This is a genomic window from Streptomyces sp. NPDC107654, from assembly GCF_055639035.1.
On the sequence record NZ_JBVKBI010000011.1, the window covers coordinates 67,159 to 81,791 of the forward strand.

The 14,633-nt window shown below is 72.4% G+C and carries 14 protein-coding genes and 1 pseudogene; 6 read left to right on the forward strand and 9 right to left on the reverse strand.

The features are described 5' to 3' along the window. Positions 1-305 precede the first annotated feature (305 nt). Together ACZ7N4_RS20835 and ACZ7N4_RS20840 are read left to right on the forward strand one after the other, a co-directional pair. The gene (locus tag ACZ7N4_RS20835; protein WP_471359803.1) at positions 306-776 is read left to right on the forward strand and encodes a DUF5709 domain-containing protein; all 471 of its coding nucleotides are present in this window, start codon (positions 306-308) and stop codon (positions 774-776) included. Positions 777-827: 51 nt separating this feature from the next. Then, the gene (locus ACZ7N4_RS20840; RefSeq protein WP_189300858.1) at positions 828-1,091 is read left to right on the forward strand and encodes a type B 50S ribosomal protein L31; all 264 of its coding nucleotides are present in this window, start codon (positions 828-830) and stop codon (positions 1,089-1,091) included. 14 nt (positions 1,092-1,105) lie between these two features. Here ACZ7N4_RS20840 and ACZ7N4_RS20845 read toward each other — a convergent pair whose 3' ends face one another. Continuing rightward, positions 1,106-1,900 (reverse strand): metal-dependent hydrolase, encoded by a 795-nt coding sequence (locus ACZ7N4_RS20845; RefSeq protein WP_471359804.1) that lies wholly within the window; start codon positions 1,898-1,900, stop codon positions 1,106-1,108. Between the two features lie 145 nt (positions 1,901-2,045). Between ACZ7N4_RS20845 and ACZ7N4_RS20850 the strand changes: the two genes are divergently transcribed. Both ACZ7N4_RS20850 and ACZ7N4_RS20855 read left to right on the forward strand, forming a co-directional pair. Then, positions 2,046-4,559 carry a DEAD/DEAH box helicase gene (locus ACZ7N4_RS20850; RefSeq protein ID WP_471359805.1) on the forward strand — a complete coding sequence of 838 codons (2,514 nt, stop codon included), beginning with the start codon at positions 2,046-2,048 and terminating at the stop codon, positions 4,557-4,559. 40 nt (positions 4,560-4,599) lie between these two features. After that, on the forward strand, positions 4,600-5,466 hold the full coding sequence (locus tag ACZ7N4_RS20855; RefSeq protein ID WP_471359806.1) for an acyl-CoA thioesterase: 867 nt from the start codon (positions 4,600-4,602) through the stop codon (positions 5,464-5,466). 546 nt (positions 5,467-6,012) lie between these two features. On the opposite strand, the pseudogene ACZ7N4_RS20860 reads toward ACZ7N4_RS20855, so the two are convergent. Together ACZ7N4_RS20860 and ACZ7N4_RS20865 are read right to left on the reverse strand one after the other, a co-directional pair. Then, positions 6,013-6,849 (reverse strand): annotated as a pseudogene (locus tag ACZ7N4_RS20860) (DUF6397 family protein); the annotation flags it as partial. Between the two features lie 126 nt (positions 6,850-6,975). After that, positions 6,976-7,392, reverse strand: a complete 417-nt coding sequence (locus tag ACZ7N4_RS20865) for a roadblock/LC7 domain-containing protein (protein WP_471359807.1) — start codon at positions 7,390-7,392, stop codon at positions 6,976-6,978. A gap of 91 nt (positions 7,393-7,483) precedes the next feature. Here ACZ7N4_RS20865 and ACZ7N4_RS20870 point away from each other — a divergent pair, with 91 nt between their 5' ends. Continuing rightward, complete coding sequence (locus ACZ7N4_RS20870) at positions 7,484-7,912, forward strand: PPOX class F420-dependent oxidoreductase (protein WP_471359808.1); 429 nt, start codon at positions 7,484-7,486, stop codon at positions 7,910-7,912. A gap of 9 nt (positions 7,913-7,921) precedes the next feature. Here ACZ7N4_RS20870 and ACZ7N4_RS20875 read toward each other — a convergent pair whose 3' ends face one another. From ACZ7N4_RS20875 to ACZ7N4_RS20895, 5 genes are all read right to left on the reverse strand, one after another. Beyond that, the gene (locus ACZ7N4_RS20875; protein ID WP_471359809.1) at positions 7,922-8,524 is read right to left on the reverse strand and encodes a GTP-binding protein; all 603 of its coding nucleotides are present in this window, start codon (positions 8,522-8,524) and stop codon (positions 7,922-7,924) included. Between the two features lie 158 nt (positions 8,525-8,682). After that, positions 8,683-9,093 (reverse strand): DUF742 domain-containing protein, encoded by a 411-nt coding sequence (locus ACZ7N4_RS20880; RefSeq protein WP_471359810.1) that lies wholly within the window; start codon positions 9,091-9,093, stop codon positions 8,683-8,685. 17 nt (positions 9,094-9,110) lie between these two features. Then, positions 9,111-9,548, reverse strand: a complete 438-nt coding sequence (locus tag ACZ7N4_RS20885; protein WP_471359811.1) for a roadblock/LC7 domain-containing protein — start codon at positions 9,546-9,548, stop codon at positions 9,111-9,113. Further along, positions 9,545-12,250 carry a sensor histidine kinase gene (locus ACZ7N4_RS20890; RefSeq protein WP_471359812.1) on the reverse strand — a complete coding sequence of 902 codons (2,706 nt, stop codon included), beginning with the start codon at positions 12,248-12,250 and terminating at the stop codon, positions 9,545-9,547. The genes ACZ7N4_RS20885 and ACZ7N4_RS20890 overlap by 4 nt, the downstream gene beginning before the upstream one ends. A 47-nt stretch (positions 12,251-12,297) precedes the next feature. Beyond that, the gene (locus tag ACZ7N4_RS20895; protein ID WP_471359813.1) at positions 12,298-13,071 is read right to left on the reverse strand and encodes an MHYT domain-containing protein; all 774 of its coding nucleotides are present in this window, start codon (positions 13,069-13,071) and stop codon (positions 12,298-12,300) included. Between the two features lie 152 nt (positions 13,072-13,223). Between ACZ7N4_RS20895 and ACZ7N4_RS20900 the strand changes: the two genes are divergently transcribed. Next, positions 13,224-13,823 carry a class I SAM-dependent methyltransferase gene (locus ACZ7N4_RS20900; RefSeq protein ID WP_471359814.1) on the forward strand — a complete coding sequence of 200 codons (600 nt, stop codon included), beginning with the start codon at positions 13,224-13,226 and terminating at the stop codon, positions 13,821-13,823. 13 nt (positions 13,824-13,836) lie between these two features. Here ACZ7N4_RS20900 and ACZ7N4_RS20905 read toward each other — a convergent pair whose 3' ends face one another. After that, positions 13,837-14,592 (reverse strand): alpha/beta fold hydrolase, encoded by a 756-nt coding sequence (locus tag ACZ7N4_RS20905; protein WP_471359815.1) that lies wholly within the window; start codon positions 14,590-14,592, stop codon positions 13,837-13,839. Positions 14,593-14,633 lie beyond the last annotated feature (41 nt).

Genomic DNA, 14,633 nt, shown 5'->3' on the forward strand with positions numbered 1-14,633 from the left:
GCCACGGGGTGTCTCCGGTGGCGGCGCCGGAACGCGCAGGCGGGTGCCGGTGCCGGCCGGACCGGGGCCTGCACCGGGGCCAGGTGCCGCTGGGCCGTGGTTGGTGTGGCAGGGCGGGGGGCCTGCCGCGCCGGGACCCGTGGCGTTGCGCGGTGGCGAGCCGGGGTGGAAGGCTGGAGAGCGGCACCAGCTCGGGGTGCGGCCGGGAGCCGGCGGTTCCAGGCGAGTGCCCCGGTGCCCTGGGTGCCGACGGCCCGCCGCCCGCTGGGGCGGTACCCGGCCGTCCTCACCACCTGGAGGTAGTCGTGGACAGCGCCGACGGTTGGGGGGACGACGTCTACCAGCCCGATTCCTCGGAGATCCGGGAGGACTCGGGGGTGCTCGACGTCGAGGACACACTGGACTTCGACGGCATCGCCGACCCCCTCGATCGCGGTTGGTCCCCTCCCGAACGGCCCTGGGCGGTCGAACACACCGGCGTGACGGCGGCCGAACGCAAGGCGGGCGAGACCCTCGACCAGCGGCTCACCGAGGAGCTGCCGGACCTCGACGCGCCCGACGGCGACGGCATCGGCGACTGTGCGAGTACCGACGGGGAACCCCTCGACAACGAGGTCGGGCACCTCCGCTCCGGCCGGCTGGTGGCTCCCGACGAGGGCGCGCACGAGGACGAGGAGGCCGCCCTCGTGGCCACCGACGTCGGCATCGACGGTGCCGCCGCCTCCGCCGAGGAGGCAGCGATGCACATCGTCGACGAGGACTCCCTCCCCGGCTGAGCCGGACCGAGCCGATCCGCCCGACCCGACCGCCCCGTACGAGGAGCCGCGATGCAGCAGGACAAGCACCCCGACTACCACTCCGTGGTCTTCCGCGACCGCGCCGCCGGCTACGCGTTCCTGACCCGGTCCACCGCCCGGAGCGAGCAGACCATCGAGTGGGACGACGGGGAGACCTACCCGGTGATCGACGTGGAGATCTCCTCGGAGAGCCACCCCTTCTACACGGGCAAGGCCCGCACGGTCGACACCGAGGGCCGCATCGCCCGCTTCGAGCGCCGGTACGGCGCCGGGGACGCGGGCGAGGCCACCTGATCCCGGGGTGTTCCTCAGATCACGTTGAGCGCCGCGGCGCAGCCCACTCCTCCGAGCAGCATGAACACCGGCATCAGCACCTTCAGCTCGACCCAGCTGCCCGCCCGGAACCGCAGCGCCTTGGGCGGCCCCAGCGGATACCAGCGCTTGCGGCCCACCGGGATCGGCCACAGGATCGGGCAGCCGGACACGGTCAACGCGTCCCCGATGTCGTGGACCAGCGCGCCCAGTACGATCGGCAGCCCGAGCCACAGGTACTCCTGCCCCGGCGCGGTGAACAGCCAGTCCGAGCCGTGGCCCGGCTTGTCCAGCACTCCCGCGAGAATCCAGGCGCTGGTCGCCGCCAGCAACCAGACCAGGACATCGCTGCTGGAGCCCCGCGCCGCCCGCCACAGCAGGCCTTCGATCGCGAGCACCATGTGCACGAACAGGATCGCCAGCACCGCCCAGCGGCCCCCGGTGATCGCCGCGGCGGAGCAGCCGGCCCCGATCAGGACCGCCCACACCCAGGTGTGCGTCAGCGTGCGGTGCCCGCCGGAGCGGCGCGGGTCGCCCTGCTTCCTGGTCGCCTTGTAGACGGCGTAGGACAGCTTGTCCACGATCTCGCAGATCCAGCGGGAGACCGGCCCGAAGGCCCGGGAGATGGTGGCGGCCTTGTGGTCGAGGTCCGGGGCGAGCGCGGCGCCGGCGCAGATCAGCGCACCGGAGAGGAGGACCGGCCAGGGCATCGGGTGCCCGGCCGCCGCGGCGGCGGCTCCGACGCCGAGCCAGGCCGCGGCCCCCGACAGTGAGTGTGCTGGTCCCATCATGGCCGCTTCCCGCCCCATTCCTCATGTGCCGCTGTCCAGTTGACCCGGTGCGCTGACGCTGCGTCGGCGACACAGCGTAGCGGTCGTGATCTTCGTACCCCCAGCCGATTCCCCGCTCGGGCCGAAGGCCAGGCAAGATGGGGGCGTGACCCTCATCGATCAGCTGCCGCCGACCGCCGACCCCGACGCCCTGTACGAGGCCTTCGAGTCCTGGGCGCAGGAGCGCGGCCTCACCCTCTATCCGCACCAGGAGGAGGCGCTGATCGAGGCGGTCTCGGGGGCGAACGTGATCGTCTCGACGCCCACCGGCTCCGGCAAGAGCATGATCGCCGCGGGCGCGCACTTCGCCGCGCTGGCCCGGGACGAGGTCACCTTCTACACGGCGCCGATCAAGGCCCTGGTGTCGGAGAAGTTCTTCGAGCTGTGCAAGCTCTTCGGCACCGAGAACGTCGGCATGCTCACCGGTGACGCCTCCGTGAACGCCGACGCGCCCGTGATCTGCTGCACCGCCGAGGTGCTGGCCTCCATCGCGCTGCGCGACGGCAGGAACGCGGACGTGGGCCAGGTCGTCATGGACGAGTTCCACTTCTACGCCGAGGGCGACCGCGGGTGGGCCTGGCAGATCCCGTTGCTGGAGCTGCCGCAGGCGCAGTTCATCCTGATGTCGGCCACTCTGGGCGATGTGTCCTTCTTCGAGAAGGATCTCACCCGCCGCACCGGCCGTCCCACCTCGGTGGTCCGCTCGGCGACCCGACCGGTGCCCCTCTCCTACGAGTACAAGCTGACCCCGCTCACCGAGACGCTCACCGAACTGCTGGAGACGAAGCAGGCCCCGGTGTACATCGTGCACTTCACGCAGGCGCAGGCCGTGGAACGGGCGCAGGCACTGATGAGCATCAACATGTGCACGCGCGAGGAGAAGGACCGGATCGCCGAGCTGATCGGCAACTTCCGCTTCACCACCAAGTTCGGCCGGAACCTCTCCCGCTACGTCCGGCACGGCATCGGCGTGCACCACGCCGGCATGCTGCCCAAGTACCGGCGCCTGGTGGAGAAGCTCGCCCAGGCCGGTCTGCTGAAGGTCATCTGCGGCACGGACACGCTCGGCGTGGGCGTCAACGTGCCCATCCGCACGGTGCTGTTCACGGCCCTCACCAAGTACGACGGCAGCCGGGTGCGCACCCTGCGGGCCCGGGAGTTCCACCAGATCGCGGGCCGGGCCGGCCGGGCCGGTTTCGACACCGCGGGACTCGTGGTGGCGCAGGCGCCGGAGCACGTCATCGAGAACGAGAAGGCGCTGGCGAAGGCGGGCGACGACCCCAAGAAGCGGCGCAAGGTGGTCCGCAAGAAGGCACCGGAGGGCTTCGTCGGCTGGACGGAGAACACCTTCCAGAAGCTGATCGAGTCGGAGCCGGAGCCGCTGACCTCGCGGTTCCGGGTGACGCACACGATGCTGCTGTCGGTGATCGCCCGCCCGGGCAACGCGTTCGAGGCGATGCGCCACCTCCTGGAGGACAACCACGAGCCGCGCAGGCAGCAGCTGAGGCACATCCGCCGGGCGATCGCGATCTACCGTTCCCTGCTGGACGGCGGGATCGTGGAGAAGCTCGACAGGCCGGACGCCGAGGGCCGCATCGTCCGGCTCACGGTCGACCTCCAGCAGGACTTCGCGCTGAACCAGCCGCTGTCCACGTTCGCCCTCGCCGCGTTCGAACTCCTCGATCCCGAGTCGCCGTCCTACGCACTCGACATGGTCTCCGTGGTCGAGTCCACCCTGGACGACCCGCGGCAGATCCTCGTCGCCCAGCAGAACAAGGCGCGCGGCGAGGCGGTTGCCGCGATGAAGGCGGACGGCGTCGAGTACGAGGAGCGCATGGAGCGCCTCCAGGACATCACGTACCCGAAGCCGCTGGAAGAGCTGCTCTTCCACGCGTACAACACCTACCGCAAGAGCCACCCGTGGGTCGGCGACCACCCGCTGTCGCCCAAGTCGGTGATCCGGGACATGTACGAGCGGGCGCTGTCCTTCACGGAGCTGGTGTCCTTCTACGAGCTGGCCCGCACCGAGGGCATCGTGCTGCGCTACCTCGCCAGCGCGTACAAGACCCTGGACCACACCATCCCGGACGACCTCAAGTCCGAGGACCTGCAGGACCTGATCGAGTGGCTGGGCGAGATGGTGCGCCAGGTGGACTCCAGCCTGCTGGACGAGTGGGAGCAGCTCGCCAACCCGGAGGTGATGACCGCCGAGGAGGCCCAGGAGAAGGCCGACGAGGTCAAGCCGGTCACCACCAACGCCCGCGCCTTCCGCGTCCTGGTCCGCAACGCCATGTTCCGCCGCGTCGAACTGGCCGCCCTGGACCAGGTCGAGGAGCTGGGCGAGCTGGACGCCGAGTCCGGCTGGGACGCCGAGGCCTGGGGCGAGGCGATGGACAAGTACTGGGACGAGTACGACGACCTCGGCACCGGTCCCGACGCCCGCGGGCCCAAGCTGCTCGTCATCAACCAGGAGCCGGAGAACGGCCTCTGGCGGGTCCGCCAGATCTTCGCCGACCCGAACGGCGACCACGACTGGGGCATCAGCGCGGAGATCGACCTCGCGGCCTCCGACGCCGAGGGCCGCGCGGTCGTCCGCGTGACCGACGTGGGCCAGCTGTGAGCCGTTCGCGACCCGTGCTGAGCCAAGGAGAGTCCCGCCGATGACGAATCCGGCCGAGAGACTGGTCGACCTGCTCGACCTGGAGCAGATCGAGGTCAACATCTTCCGTGGCCGCAGCCCGCAGGAGTCCCTGCAGCGGGTCTTCGGCGGCCAGGTGGCCGGCCAAGCGCTCGTCGCGGCCGGCCGCACCACGGACGGCGAACGCCCGGTGCACTCACTGCACGCGTACTTCCTGCGCCCGGGACGGCCGGGCGTGCCCATCGTGTACCAGGTGGAACGGGTCCGCGACGGACGCTCCTTCACGACGCGCCGGGTCACGGCCGTGCAGCAGGGCCGCACGATCTTCAATCTGACCGCCTCCTTTCACAAGCCTGAGGAAGGACCGTTCGAGCACCAGCTGCCGCCGGCCCGTGAGGTGCCGGATCCCGAGTCGCTGCCGACGGTCACGGAGGAGGTCCGCAAGCATCTCGGGGCGCTTCCGGAGCAGTTGGAGCGGATGGCGCGCCGCCAGCCGTTCGACATCCGGTACGTCGACCGGCTGCGCTGGGACGCCGAGGACATCGACGGCGCCGAGCCGCGCAGCGCCGTGTGGATGCGCGCGGTCGGACCGCTCGGTGACGACCCGCTGGTCCACACCTGCGCGCTGACCTACGCCAGTGACATGACCCTCCTGGACGCGGTACGCATCCCGGTGGAACCGCTGTGGGGACCGCGGAGCTTCGACATGGCCTCCCTGGACCACGCCATGTGGTTCCACCGGCCGTTCCGCGCGGACGAGTGGTTCCTGTACGACCAGGAGTCGCCGATCGCCACCGGCGGGCGCGGGCTGGCCCGCGGGCGCATCTACGACCTGCGGGGACGGCTGCTCGTCTCGGTCGTGCAGGAAGGCCTGTTCAGGGCCCTGTAGTGCCCAGGGCCGGCGACCGAGGCCGGGGGCGGGGGCGGGGGCTCAGAGTCCCGCCGGTCGTGCCGAGCGCGCGGCTCTCCGCCGCAGCCAGGACCGCAGACCACGGGACGTGCGCGGCGGAGCGGGCTGTGCGGGATCATGCTGCCGGGGGACGGGGCGCGGCGCCGGTCGCGTCACGGCCTCGGGGCGCCTCACGCACGGCTGCGAAGGCCGCACCACCAGCTCGGGGCGCCTTCCAGGCGACTCCGCAGTCGGCATCACGGGCTGCGGGAGCAGGCCCGGAGATTCCCCGGACTGCGTTGGCGGTCCCAGGAGCGGGGCCGCCGGCTTCCGGGTTCGTGCCGGCGACCGCAGGTCCCGAGCCAGCACGTCGACTTCCCGCACCGGCCACTCCGGGAGACGCGTTGCCGACTCCCGCGGCGGTGTCTCCGGCCTGGCGGGCCGCGCGGACGGCTCCGGGGACCATGCCGCCGATTCCGGGATCGCTCCGCCCGTGGGCCGGCTGACCGGCGGTTCTTCCAGCAGCCCGGTGACCGTCCGTGCCATCGGCGGGATGGGCCGCGCAGGCCTCCGGATCGCCGGCGGTACGCGGTGGGCGGACGGGCGCGGTGCGGGTGACTCCTCGCGGGCCTCCACGACCGAGCGCGCCAGGTCGCTGCGCAGCCAGCCGATCTCGTCCGCGTCCTGTGCCGTCATGATCTGCTCGGCAAGGTGCGCGGCGGGGGAACCGGGAACGCCGCGCCCGGGTGGCACGGGCCGGAACCGGTACAGGTGGCCGCGCTCGTACGGGTCCTTGACGATGTCGGCGACCTCGACGGGCGCGAGGAGGGCGGCCACGGCTCCGGCGCGGGCCCACGGGTCCTCCGCCTGCCGCAGCAGGAATCCGAGATGGCGTCCGCGCCAGTTGCGAGCCCGCAGATCCACTCCCGCCTGCAGCTGGCTCCGCAGGGTCTCCGGCGTACGCCCTTTGAGCAGGTGCGCGTTGTCCGCCGCGGCCGCGAAGTGGCGCAGCTCTTCCGCCAGATAGAGCCAGACCACCGCACGGTAGCGATTGAGGTAGAACGTGACCGGCACGAGCAGGCCCAGGCGGGCAAGCCGGCTGAACCGGCCGGCCGGGATGGCCATCAGGGCGGCACCCTCGGCCGTACCGACGACCTGCACCCGCTCGCGCAGGGATTGCGGGAAACCGTCCTCGGCGCGGAGGCGGTCGATCTCCGCGCGCTCCACGCGCCGGCCCCCTCCCCCGCCCTCGTCGGGCACGGTCCGGATGCGGCCGAGATGCACGGCGAGGTCGAACTCGCTGCGCTTGAGGCCCAGTTCGCGAGCGGCACGGCTCGGCGTGCAGGTGCTGGCGCGGGATGGTCCGAAGGTGCCTGCCGACATGGTCGCACTCCCCCGTGGAGTCCGTGGCTCACGCCCTGTGCGGTCGCCGTGCACACACCGTAGCCGGTCCGCCTCCCCGCCCGGCAGGCCTGTGGATAACTGCGCCGGTGCAGGAAGAGACGCTGGTCAGGCGTCGTCCGACAGACGACTTCGCTCGGGCTGCCTGACGTCGACACCGAGGTGCTCGCCGACCCGGTTGACGAGCAGTGTCATCTCGTAGGCGATCTGGCCGATGTCGGTCTGCGCCCCGCTGAGCACGCACAGACAGCTGCCGGTGCCGGCGGCGGTCACGAACAGCACGGCGTCGTCGTACTCGATCATGGTCTGGCGTACCCGGCCGGCGCCGAAGTGGCGTCCCGAGCCCTTCGCCAGGCTGTGCAGTCCGGACGCCACGGCCGCCAGATGCTCGGCGTCCTCCCGGCGTAGGCCGGTGCTCGCGGCGGTGACCAGCCCGTCGTTCGACAGGACCAGCGCGTGGCGTACGTGGTCCACCCGCTCGGTCAGATCGTCCAGGAGCCAGCCGAGACCCTGGTTCTGCGCCATCTCCGTCTCCCCGTGTGACGTCTCCCCCTGGCTGGAGGAACTCCCCGCCAGCCTTCCCCACGACCGGCGTGCGGGCAAGCAGGATGGGCCCATGGCAGAGAAGATGACCGATGAGGAATGGCGGGTGTTCGTCTCGGACGGCACCCGCACCGGCAAGTTGTGCACCGTCCGCGCCGACGGGAGCCCGCACGTGGCGCCGATCTGGTTCCTGCTGGACGGGGACGACCTGGTGTTCACCACCGGCAAGGAGACGGTGAAGGGGCGCAATCTGGCCCGGGACGGCCGGGTCGCGCTGTGCGTGGACGACGACCGTCCGCCGTTCCACTTCACCGTGCTGAAGGGTCGCGCCCGGCTGTCGGAGGACATGGCCGACCTACGGCTGTGGGCGGCCCGCATCGCCGCCCGGTACATGGGCGAGGACCGCGCCGAGGAGTACGGCGCCCGCAACGGCGTACCAGGGGAACTCCTCGTCCGTGTCACCGTCGACCACGTGCTGGCCATGCGGGACGTCGCGGCCTGAGCAGCCGGCTCAGCCGACCGAGTCCAGGAGCCGGGCCGTGTGCATCCTTCCGGCGTACTCGACCAGCCGGATCAGTACTTCCTTGCCGGAGTCGCGGTCGCGCGCGTCGCACAGCACCACGGGGGTGCCGTGGTCGAGGTCGAGTGCCCGGGAGACGTCGTGGGCGCCGAACCCGCGGGCTCCCGCGAAGCAGTTGACTGCCACCACGAACGGGATGCGTCGGTGCTCGAAGTAGTCGACGGCGGGAAAGCAGTCCTCCAGCCGTCGGGTGTCCGCGAGGACAACGGCGCCGAGGGCTCCCTGGGCGAGTTCGTCCCACAGGAACCAGAAGCGGTCCTGTCCGGGGGTGCCGAAGAGGTAGAGCGACAGGCCGGAGCGGATCGTGATGCGGCCGAAGTCCATGGCCACGGTCGTGGTGACCTTGTGGTCCACGCCGTCGGTGTCGTCCACCGACTGGCCCGCTTCGCTGAGGAGTTCCTCGGTGCGCAGTGGCCGGATCTCGCTGACGGCCCCCACCAGGGTCGTCTTGCCCACGCCGAAACCACCGGCGACCAGTATCTTCAGCGCCAGCGCGGAGGCGTCGCCGGCGGCGTCGGAGTGCTCGGGGACCATGATCACTTCTCTCGGGAGGGCCGGTCGCGGCCGGCGTCCGCGTGCTCCGGGGTGAAACCAGCAGCATGACCACAGCGAGGCCTGTCCGGGCGGTTGGGCCGAAGTGCATCGAATGCGACCGAAATACACACACTGGGTGGCGTTTCCTGAACGCTCATCTACAGCGCCCGCAATCCCTCGATGACCTCGCGCAGTATCCGTTCGTCCGGCAGGTGCGCCGGGGGCACAGGGCGGCTGATGGTCACGCAGCCGAGTTCCAGGAGGTCCCCAAGGAGCACCCTGACCACGCCGACCGGTAGATCCGCGTCCGCGGCGAGTTCGGCGACGGACTGGGTCTCCGGGCGGCACAGGGCGATCAGGGTACGGTGCTCGGGGCCGAGCGCGGTGTCGTCGTCCAGCGCCGGTGCGGCGGGGGCCAGGGTGACGAGCGCGATCAGGTCGAAGCGCACGCCCGAGGGCCCCGGCTGGGTGCGGCCACCGGTCATGGCGTACGGACGGACCAGTGGCCCGGCCTCGCCGTCGTACCACTGGCTGCCCCGCTCGCGGGGGCCGGGCGGGTTCTCGGTCATCGGTGCGGCCTTCCGGTTCATCCGGCGGCGGGTGGCTGCGCAGCGACGCGCGGTGGCGTGTAGAGGTGCTCACCGACGCGTTTGACCAGACGGGCCATCTCGTAGGCGACCAGCCCGATGTCGGCCGTGACCGCGGTGAGCAGGGCGAGGCACGAGCCGTCACCGGCGGCGGCCACGAAGAGGAACGCGTCGTCCATCTCCACCATCGTCTGGCGGACCCCGCCCGCTCCGAAGTGCCGTCCGGCACCCTTCGCGAGGCTGTTGAATCCGGATGCCACGGCGGCGAGATGCTCGGCGTCCTCCCGCACGAGCCCGGTGGAGGCACCGACCGCCAGGCCGTCGTTGGACAGTACGACGGCGTGCCGCACCTCGCGCACGCGCGTGACCAGGTCGTCGAGCAGCCAGTCCAGTTCGCCGGCTCGCCGGCCGGCCCTCTGGTTCGGGTCCTGGATCATGCCGGGTCTCCTTCGGTGCTGTGCCTGCCCGTATCGGGTTCGGGGGCGGCCCCGCGGCCGGGCTGCCTGCCACCGCCGCGCGTCCAGCCGTCGCGGTATGCCGCCATGCGGTCCCGGACGAGTTCGGGGGTGCGCCGGTCGTCGCCGCGCCGGTCCGCCTGCGGAGCCGGCTCTTGGGACCGCTGGTGGCGCAGTTGGGGGGCGAGGTTCGCCTGACGCACCCGGCGCGGGAGGACGTCGGAGGAGTCGGAGTCGTCGGGCGGGCGGTGCAGGCGCAAGGCGGTGACACCGGGCGGCGGGGGTTCGTGGGCGGAGTCCTGGCGGCCGTCCACCGGACCCGTGTCGTCCCGGACGGGAAACGGCCGGGTGATCTGGGGGCCGGCTGCCGTTCCGGTGCCGCGCGCGCCGGTGGGCCGCACCGTGCCGTGCACGCCGGGGACCTGCGTAGTGCCGTGCGCCCCAGGGGTCTGTGCGGTGCCCTGCGGACCGGGGAACCGCGCGGTGCCGTGCGCGCCGGGTGCGGTGGCCGCCAGGGCGGGCCGGTCCGGCCGTGTGGCGACGACGGCCTCCTGTGGCGAGGCCGTGCCGGGCACGCGCGTGTAGGCGCGCTCCTGGTCGTGCCGGGCTTGGGCGCCCTCGTGGGAGAAGCGTTCTGCCGAGCCGCCGTGCAGCAGGGCGGTCGGCACCAGGATCACGGCGGTGGTGCCTCCGTACGGGGAGGTCCGCAGGTGCACCTTGATGTCGTGCCGGGAGGCGAGTCTGCTGACCACGAAGAGTCCGAGCCGGTCGCTGTCGAAGAGGTCGAGCGCCTCGGCCTGTTCGATGCGCCGGTTGGCGTCGGCGAGGGTCTCGGCGCCCATGCCGAGTCCCCGGTCCTCGATCTCCAGGGCGTAGCCGTTGCCGACCGGTTCGCCGGTGACCCGCACACGCGTGTGGGGCGGCGAGAACTGTGCGGCGTTCTCCACGAGTTCGGCGAGCAGGTGGGTGAGGTCGGCGACGGCCGCCCCGATGACGTGGGCCTCGGGGAACTGGCGCACCTCCACGCGCGCGTAGTCCTCGACTTCCGAGACGGCGGCGCGTACGACGTTCGTCAGCGACACCGGCATGCGCCAGGCCCGGCCGGGTGCGGCGCCGGAGAGGATGATCAGGCTCTCGGCGTGGCGCCGCATCCGGGTGGTGAGGTGGTCCAGTCGGAACAGGTCGCTCAGTTCGTCCGGGTCGTCGGAGCGCCGCTCCATGCTGTCCAGCAGGCTGAGCTGGCGATGGACCAGGACCTGGCTGCGACGGGCCAGGTTCACGAAGACCCCGGAGATGCCGCCGGCCAGCTCGGCGCGCTCCACGGCCGCGCGGAGCGCCGCCCGGTGCACGGTGGTCAGGGCTTCCCCGACCTGAGCGGTCTCGTCCTCGGCGGGTGGTCCGGCGGGCGCCTCGGCCTGGATGTCGATCTCCTCGCCGGCACGCAGTTTCCTCATCGCTTCCGGGAGTTTGCGGCGGGCGATCTCGAGCGCGTCGTTGCGCAGGCTCACGAGTTCGACCACCAGGGCGCGCCCGATGCGGACGGAGATGACGAGGGAGGCGGCGACGGCTGCGAGCCCGAGGAGAACGGCGGCGCCCGCGGGACTGAGCAGGCCGCGAGCGACCGGGTCGGCACGGCCGGCGACGGCACGGCCGGTGGCCGCCGCGATGGTCCGCATGCCGTCCTGTACGCGCGCGTGTGCGGCGCTCCAGGCGGCCCGCGGTGCCGCGGTGGCCGGTCGGGCGCCCGGTCCCGCGGCGAGCAGCTCGTCCTCGGCGGCGCCCAGGTCGGCGGAGGGCCCGCTGTGCGCCAGGTCCTGCCAGGCGGCGCGCTGGGCGGCGGGGAGGTCGGCGACGGCGGTGTCGGTGAGGGTACGGCGCGTGGCCACGGCGGCGCTGAAGAGCCGTAGCCGCTCCCCCCGCAGGGCTCCTGCGGTGCGTGCGCTGCCCAGCAGCGCGTCCTCCTGGGCCAGGGCCTCGGCGGCGCGGGAGAATTCGAGCAGCACGCGCGCGTCGGAGGCGACGTCCGCCTGCTGGACGCCGGTCAGGGCGCCGTCCACGGCGAAGGCCGCGGCGATGGTCTTCGTGTAGCGGGTGTACGTGTCGTCCCAGCCTGCCTTGTGCTCCCGTACGGCTGCCCGCAGGGTCCGGAGGCGTTCGGCACCGGCGACGAAGGCGTCGAGGCGGCCGGAGACGCCGGCGGGCAGTTCCTGGCTGTCGGCGACCGTGCTGTGGCGGCCGAGCCTGAGTGCGGCCATGGCACGGTCGGTGCGGGCCGCGAGGGCTTCGAGGTCGCCGTCGTTCCCGGCGCGCGGGTCGGTGGCGTAGCGCACGGCCGCGGTGCGCTCGGCCTGCAGTGCGGTGACGGCGACGGCCACCGGGGTGCGCAGTTCGGCATCGACCCGCTGTGACTGGCGCAGCCGGGCGACGTCCTGGGCGGTGCTGACGGTGGCGTACGCCCAGAGGGCGAGGAGGGAGACCACGGGCACCATCAGGAGGCTGACCACCTTGGCGCGCACGGTCCGCGGTCGCAGGTGCCGGCGGCCTCCACGCGCGCGTGCCGGAGCGAGCGGTGTGCGGAGCGGGTGGGCGGTGCCCTCCTCGGCGGGTGGTCCGGCGTGTGCGCGGCGGCCGCGGGGGCGGTGCTCGGGGGCGGCGGCTCGCTCGGGGGTACGGGGTGGGCGCATGGCCTCCTCGTTCGGGACGGGGTCGGTGCGTCGGGGGCCGGGCCCCGCTAGCGGGCGACGCTCTCGACGGGCCGCTGGGCGGAGGCCGACGCCTCGCGTTCGTCGGCGGAGGGCGAGAGGGCGACGAAGGCCGAGGTGATGAACAGGTAGGACCCGAGGCCGACGGCGAGGGGGAAGATGAACTGCATCGCCGTGGCCCCGGGCAGGGCGTCACCTGAGGGGTCCACACGCACGCTCACCGCGAACATCCCGGTGTAGTGCATGCTGGTGACGGCCGCTCCCATGACGAGGGAGGCGACGGTGACCGCGAGGGGGGACTTGATGTTGAGTCCGGCCCACAGGGCCGCGGTCGCCGCGACGACGGCGATCAGTACCGACAGTCCGACGAGGACGGGGTCGTACCTGACGTCCCCGTGCAGCCGGACCGCCGCCATGCCCAGGTAGTGCATGCTGGCCACGCCCAGTCCGGTGGTGAGCCCGCCGAGGAGGAGCGCCCGGCCCCGGTCGCGGCTGTAGCCGACGGCGAAGACGCCGGCGCAGACGACGACCATGGCGACAAGGAGGCTGAGGATGGTCAGCGGCACGTTGTAACGGATGTCGCTGCCGCTGACGCGGAAGCCGAGCATGGCCACGAAGTGCATGGTCCAGATGCCCGTCCCGATCGCGGAGGCGGCGGTGACGAGCCAGTTGCGGCGCGAACGGCCGGTGGTGGCGAGCGCGCGGACGGTGCAGCGCAGTCCGAGTGCGGCGCCTATGCAGGCCATCACGTATGACAGCACGGGGGTCAGCCAACCGAAGGCTGCGTGGTCCAGGTGTCCCATGGCCCCGGGACGCTAGCGGCGGCACGGGCGCACAAAGGGGGCGCATTTCGAAAACTGCCTGAATCTGGCGCACGGTTGCAGCGGAACGATCGCGTCCCGCTCGAACATGCGCACAGAGGCACCCCTCGTGACGGTGAGGAATCATGCGGAACATGAACGACGACCACACACACGTCCAGGAGTTCTTCACCGCCCGCGCCGCCGACTGGGACACCCGGTTCCCGGACGACGGCCCGGCCTACGCCGCCGCCGTGGCCGACCTACGGCTGCGGGAGGGGGACCGCGTGCTGGACGCGGGCTGCGGCACGGGTCGCGCCCTGCCGGCGCTGCGCACCGCTGTGGGGCCTTCCGGGGTGGTGCTGGGCGCCGATCTGACCCCGGCCATGCTCCAGGCGGCCGTACGGGCGGGCAGGGACCGTCACGGGCGGCTGCTGCTCGCTGACGTCTCCGCGCTGCCGCTGCGCTCGGGGAGCCTGGACGCCGTGTTCGCAGCCGGCCTGATCGCCCACCTGCCACGCCCCGTGGACAACCTCCGGGAACTGGCACGCGGGGTACGGCCGGGCGGCTCCCTCGCGCTCTTCCACCCCATCGGCCGCGCGGCGCTGGCCGCGCGTCAGGGCCGCCGTATCGCCCCCGACGACCTGCGGGCCGAGGCCAACCTCGGTCCAATGCTGGCCCGTTCGGGCTGGCGCATGACCTCGTACGTCGACGAGGACGCCCGCTTCCTCGCGCTCGCCGTGCGCGAGGGCTGACCGCGGGGCCGGGTCAGTCCGTCCCGGCGACGGCTGCCGCGAAGACGTCGGGGTTGTCGAACATGACGTTGTGCCCGGCGCCGGGCACCGTCACCACACGCACCCCGGCGGCTTCCAGACGCTCCCGGCCCGCGAGTGCGCCGCTGTGCTCGCCCTGGAGGAAGACACGGTCGATGGGCAGCCCTTCCAGGAGCGTACGCATCACGGGGTCCGAGCCCTTGCGCAGACCGACGGCGCTGCGGTGCAGGGCGCGCGGGTCGGCCAGCCGCATGGTCGCCGCCCACAGCGGGCCGACCGCCTCCAGCACGCGCGCGTACTGCTTCTCGACGAACTCGTCCTCTTCATAGGCGGCGATTCCGCTGCTGGCGGCGGTCGACGGCGGAAAGGCGTCCAGGTTGGCCTCCGTCAGCACCAGCCGGGAGACGAGTTCGGGCCGCCGGTGGGCAAGGACGACGGCCACCGAGCCGCCCATGCTGTGCGCGATCAGTTCGGCACCGGTGACTCCGGCCGCGTCCAGCGCGGCCGCGACCGCGTCGGCGTGATCCTCCAGCGTGTACCCGAAGTCCCGGGGCCGGTCGCTCGTACCGTGACCGGGCAGGTCCACGAAGAGGCTGCGCCGGCCCACGAGTTCGGGCCGGGCGGCGATGTGGGCGTGGTACACGGCGGACATCGCCCCCAGCCCGTGCAGGTACACCCGGGCAGGTTCCGCCCCAGGCACCTCGGTCCACCGGATGTGGCTCCCCCTGCTGTCGAACGCGGCCTGCTGCATCGTGCCCCTCCCTGTGTTCGGTGACGCCGCACAATACATCG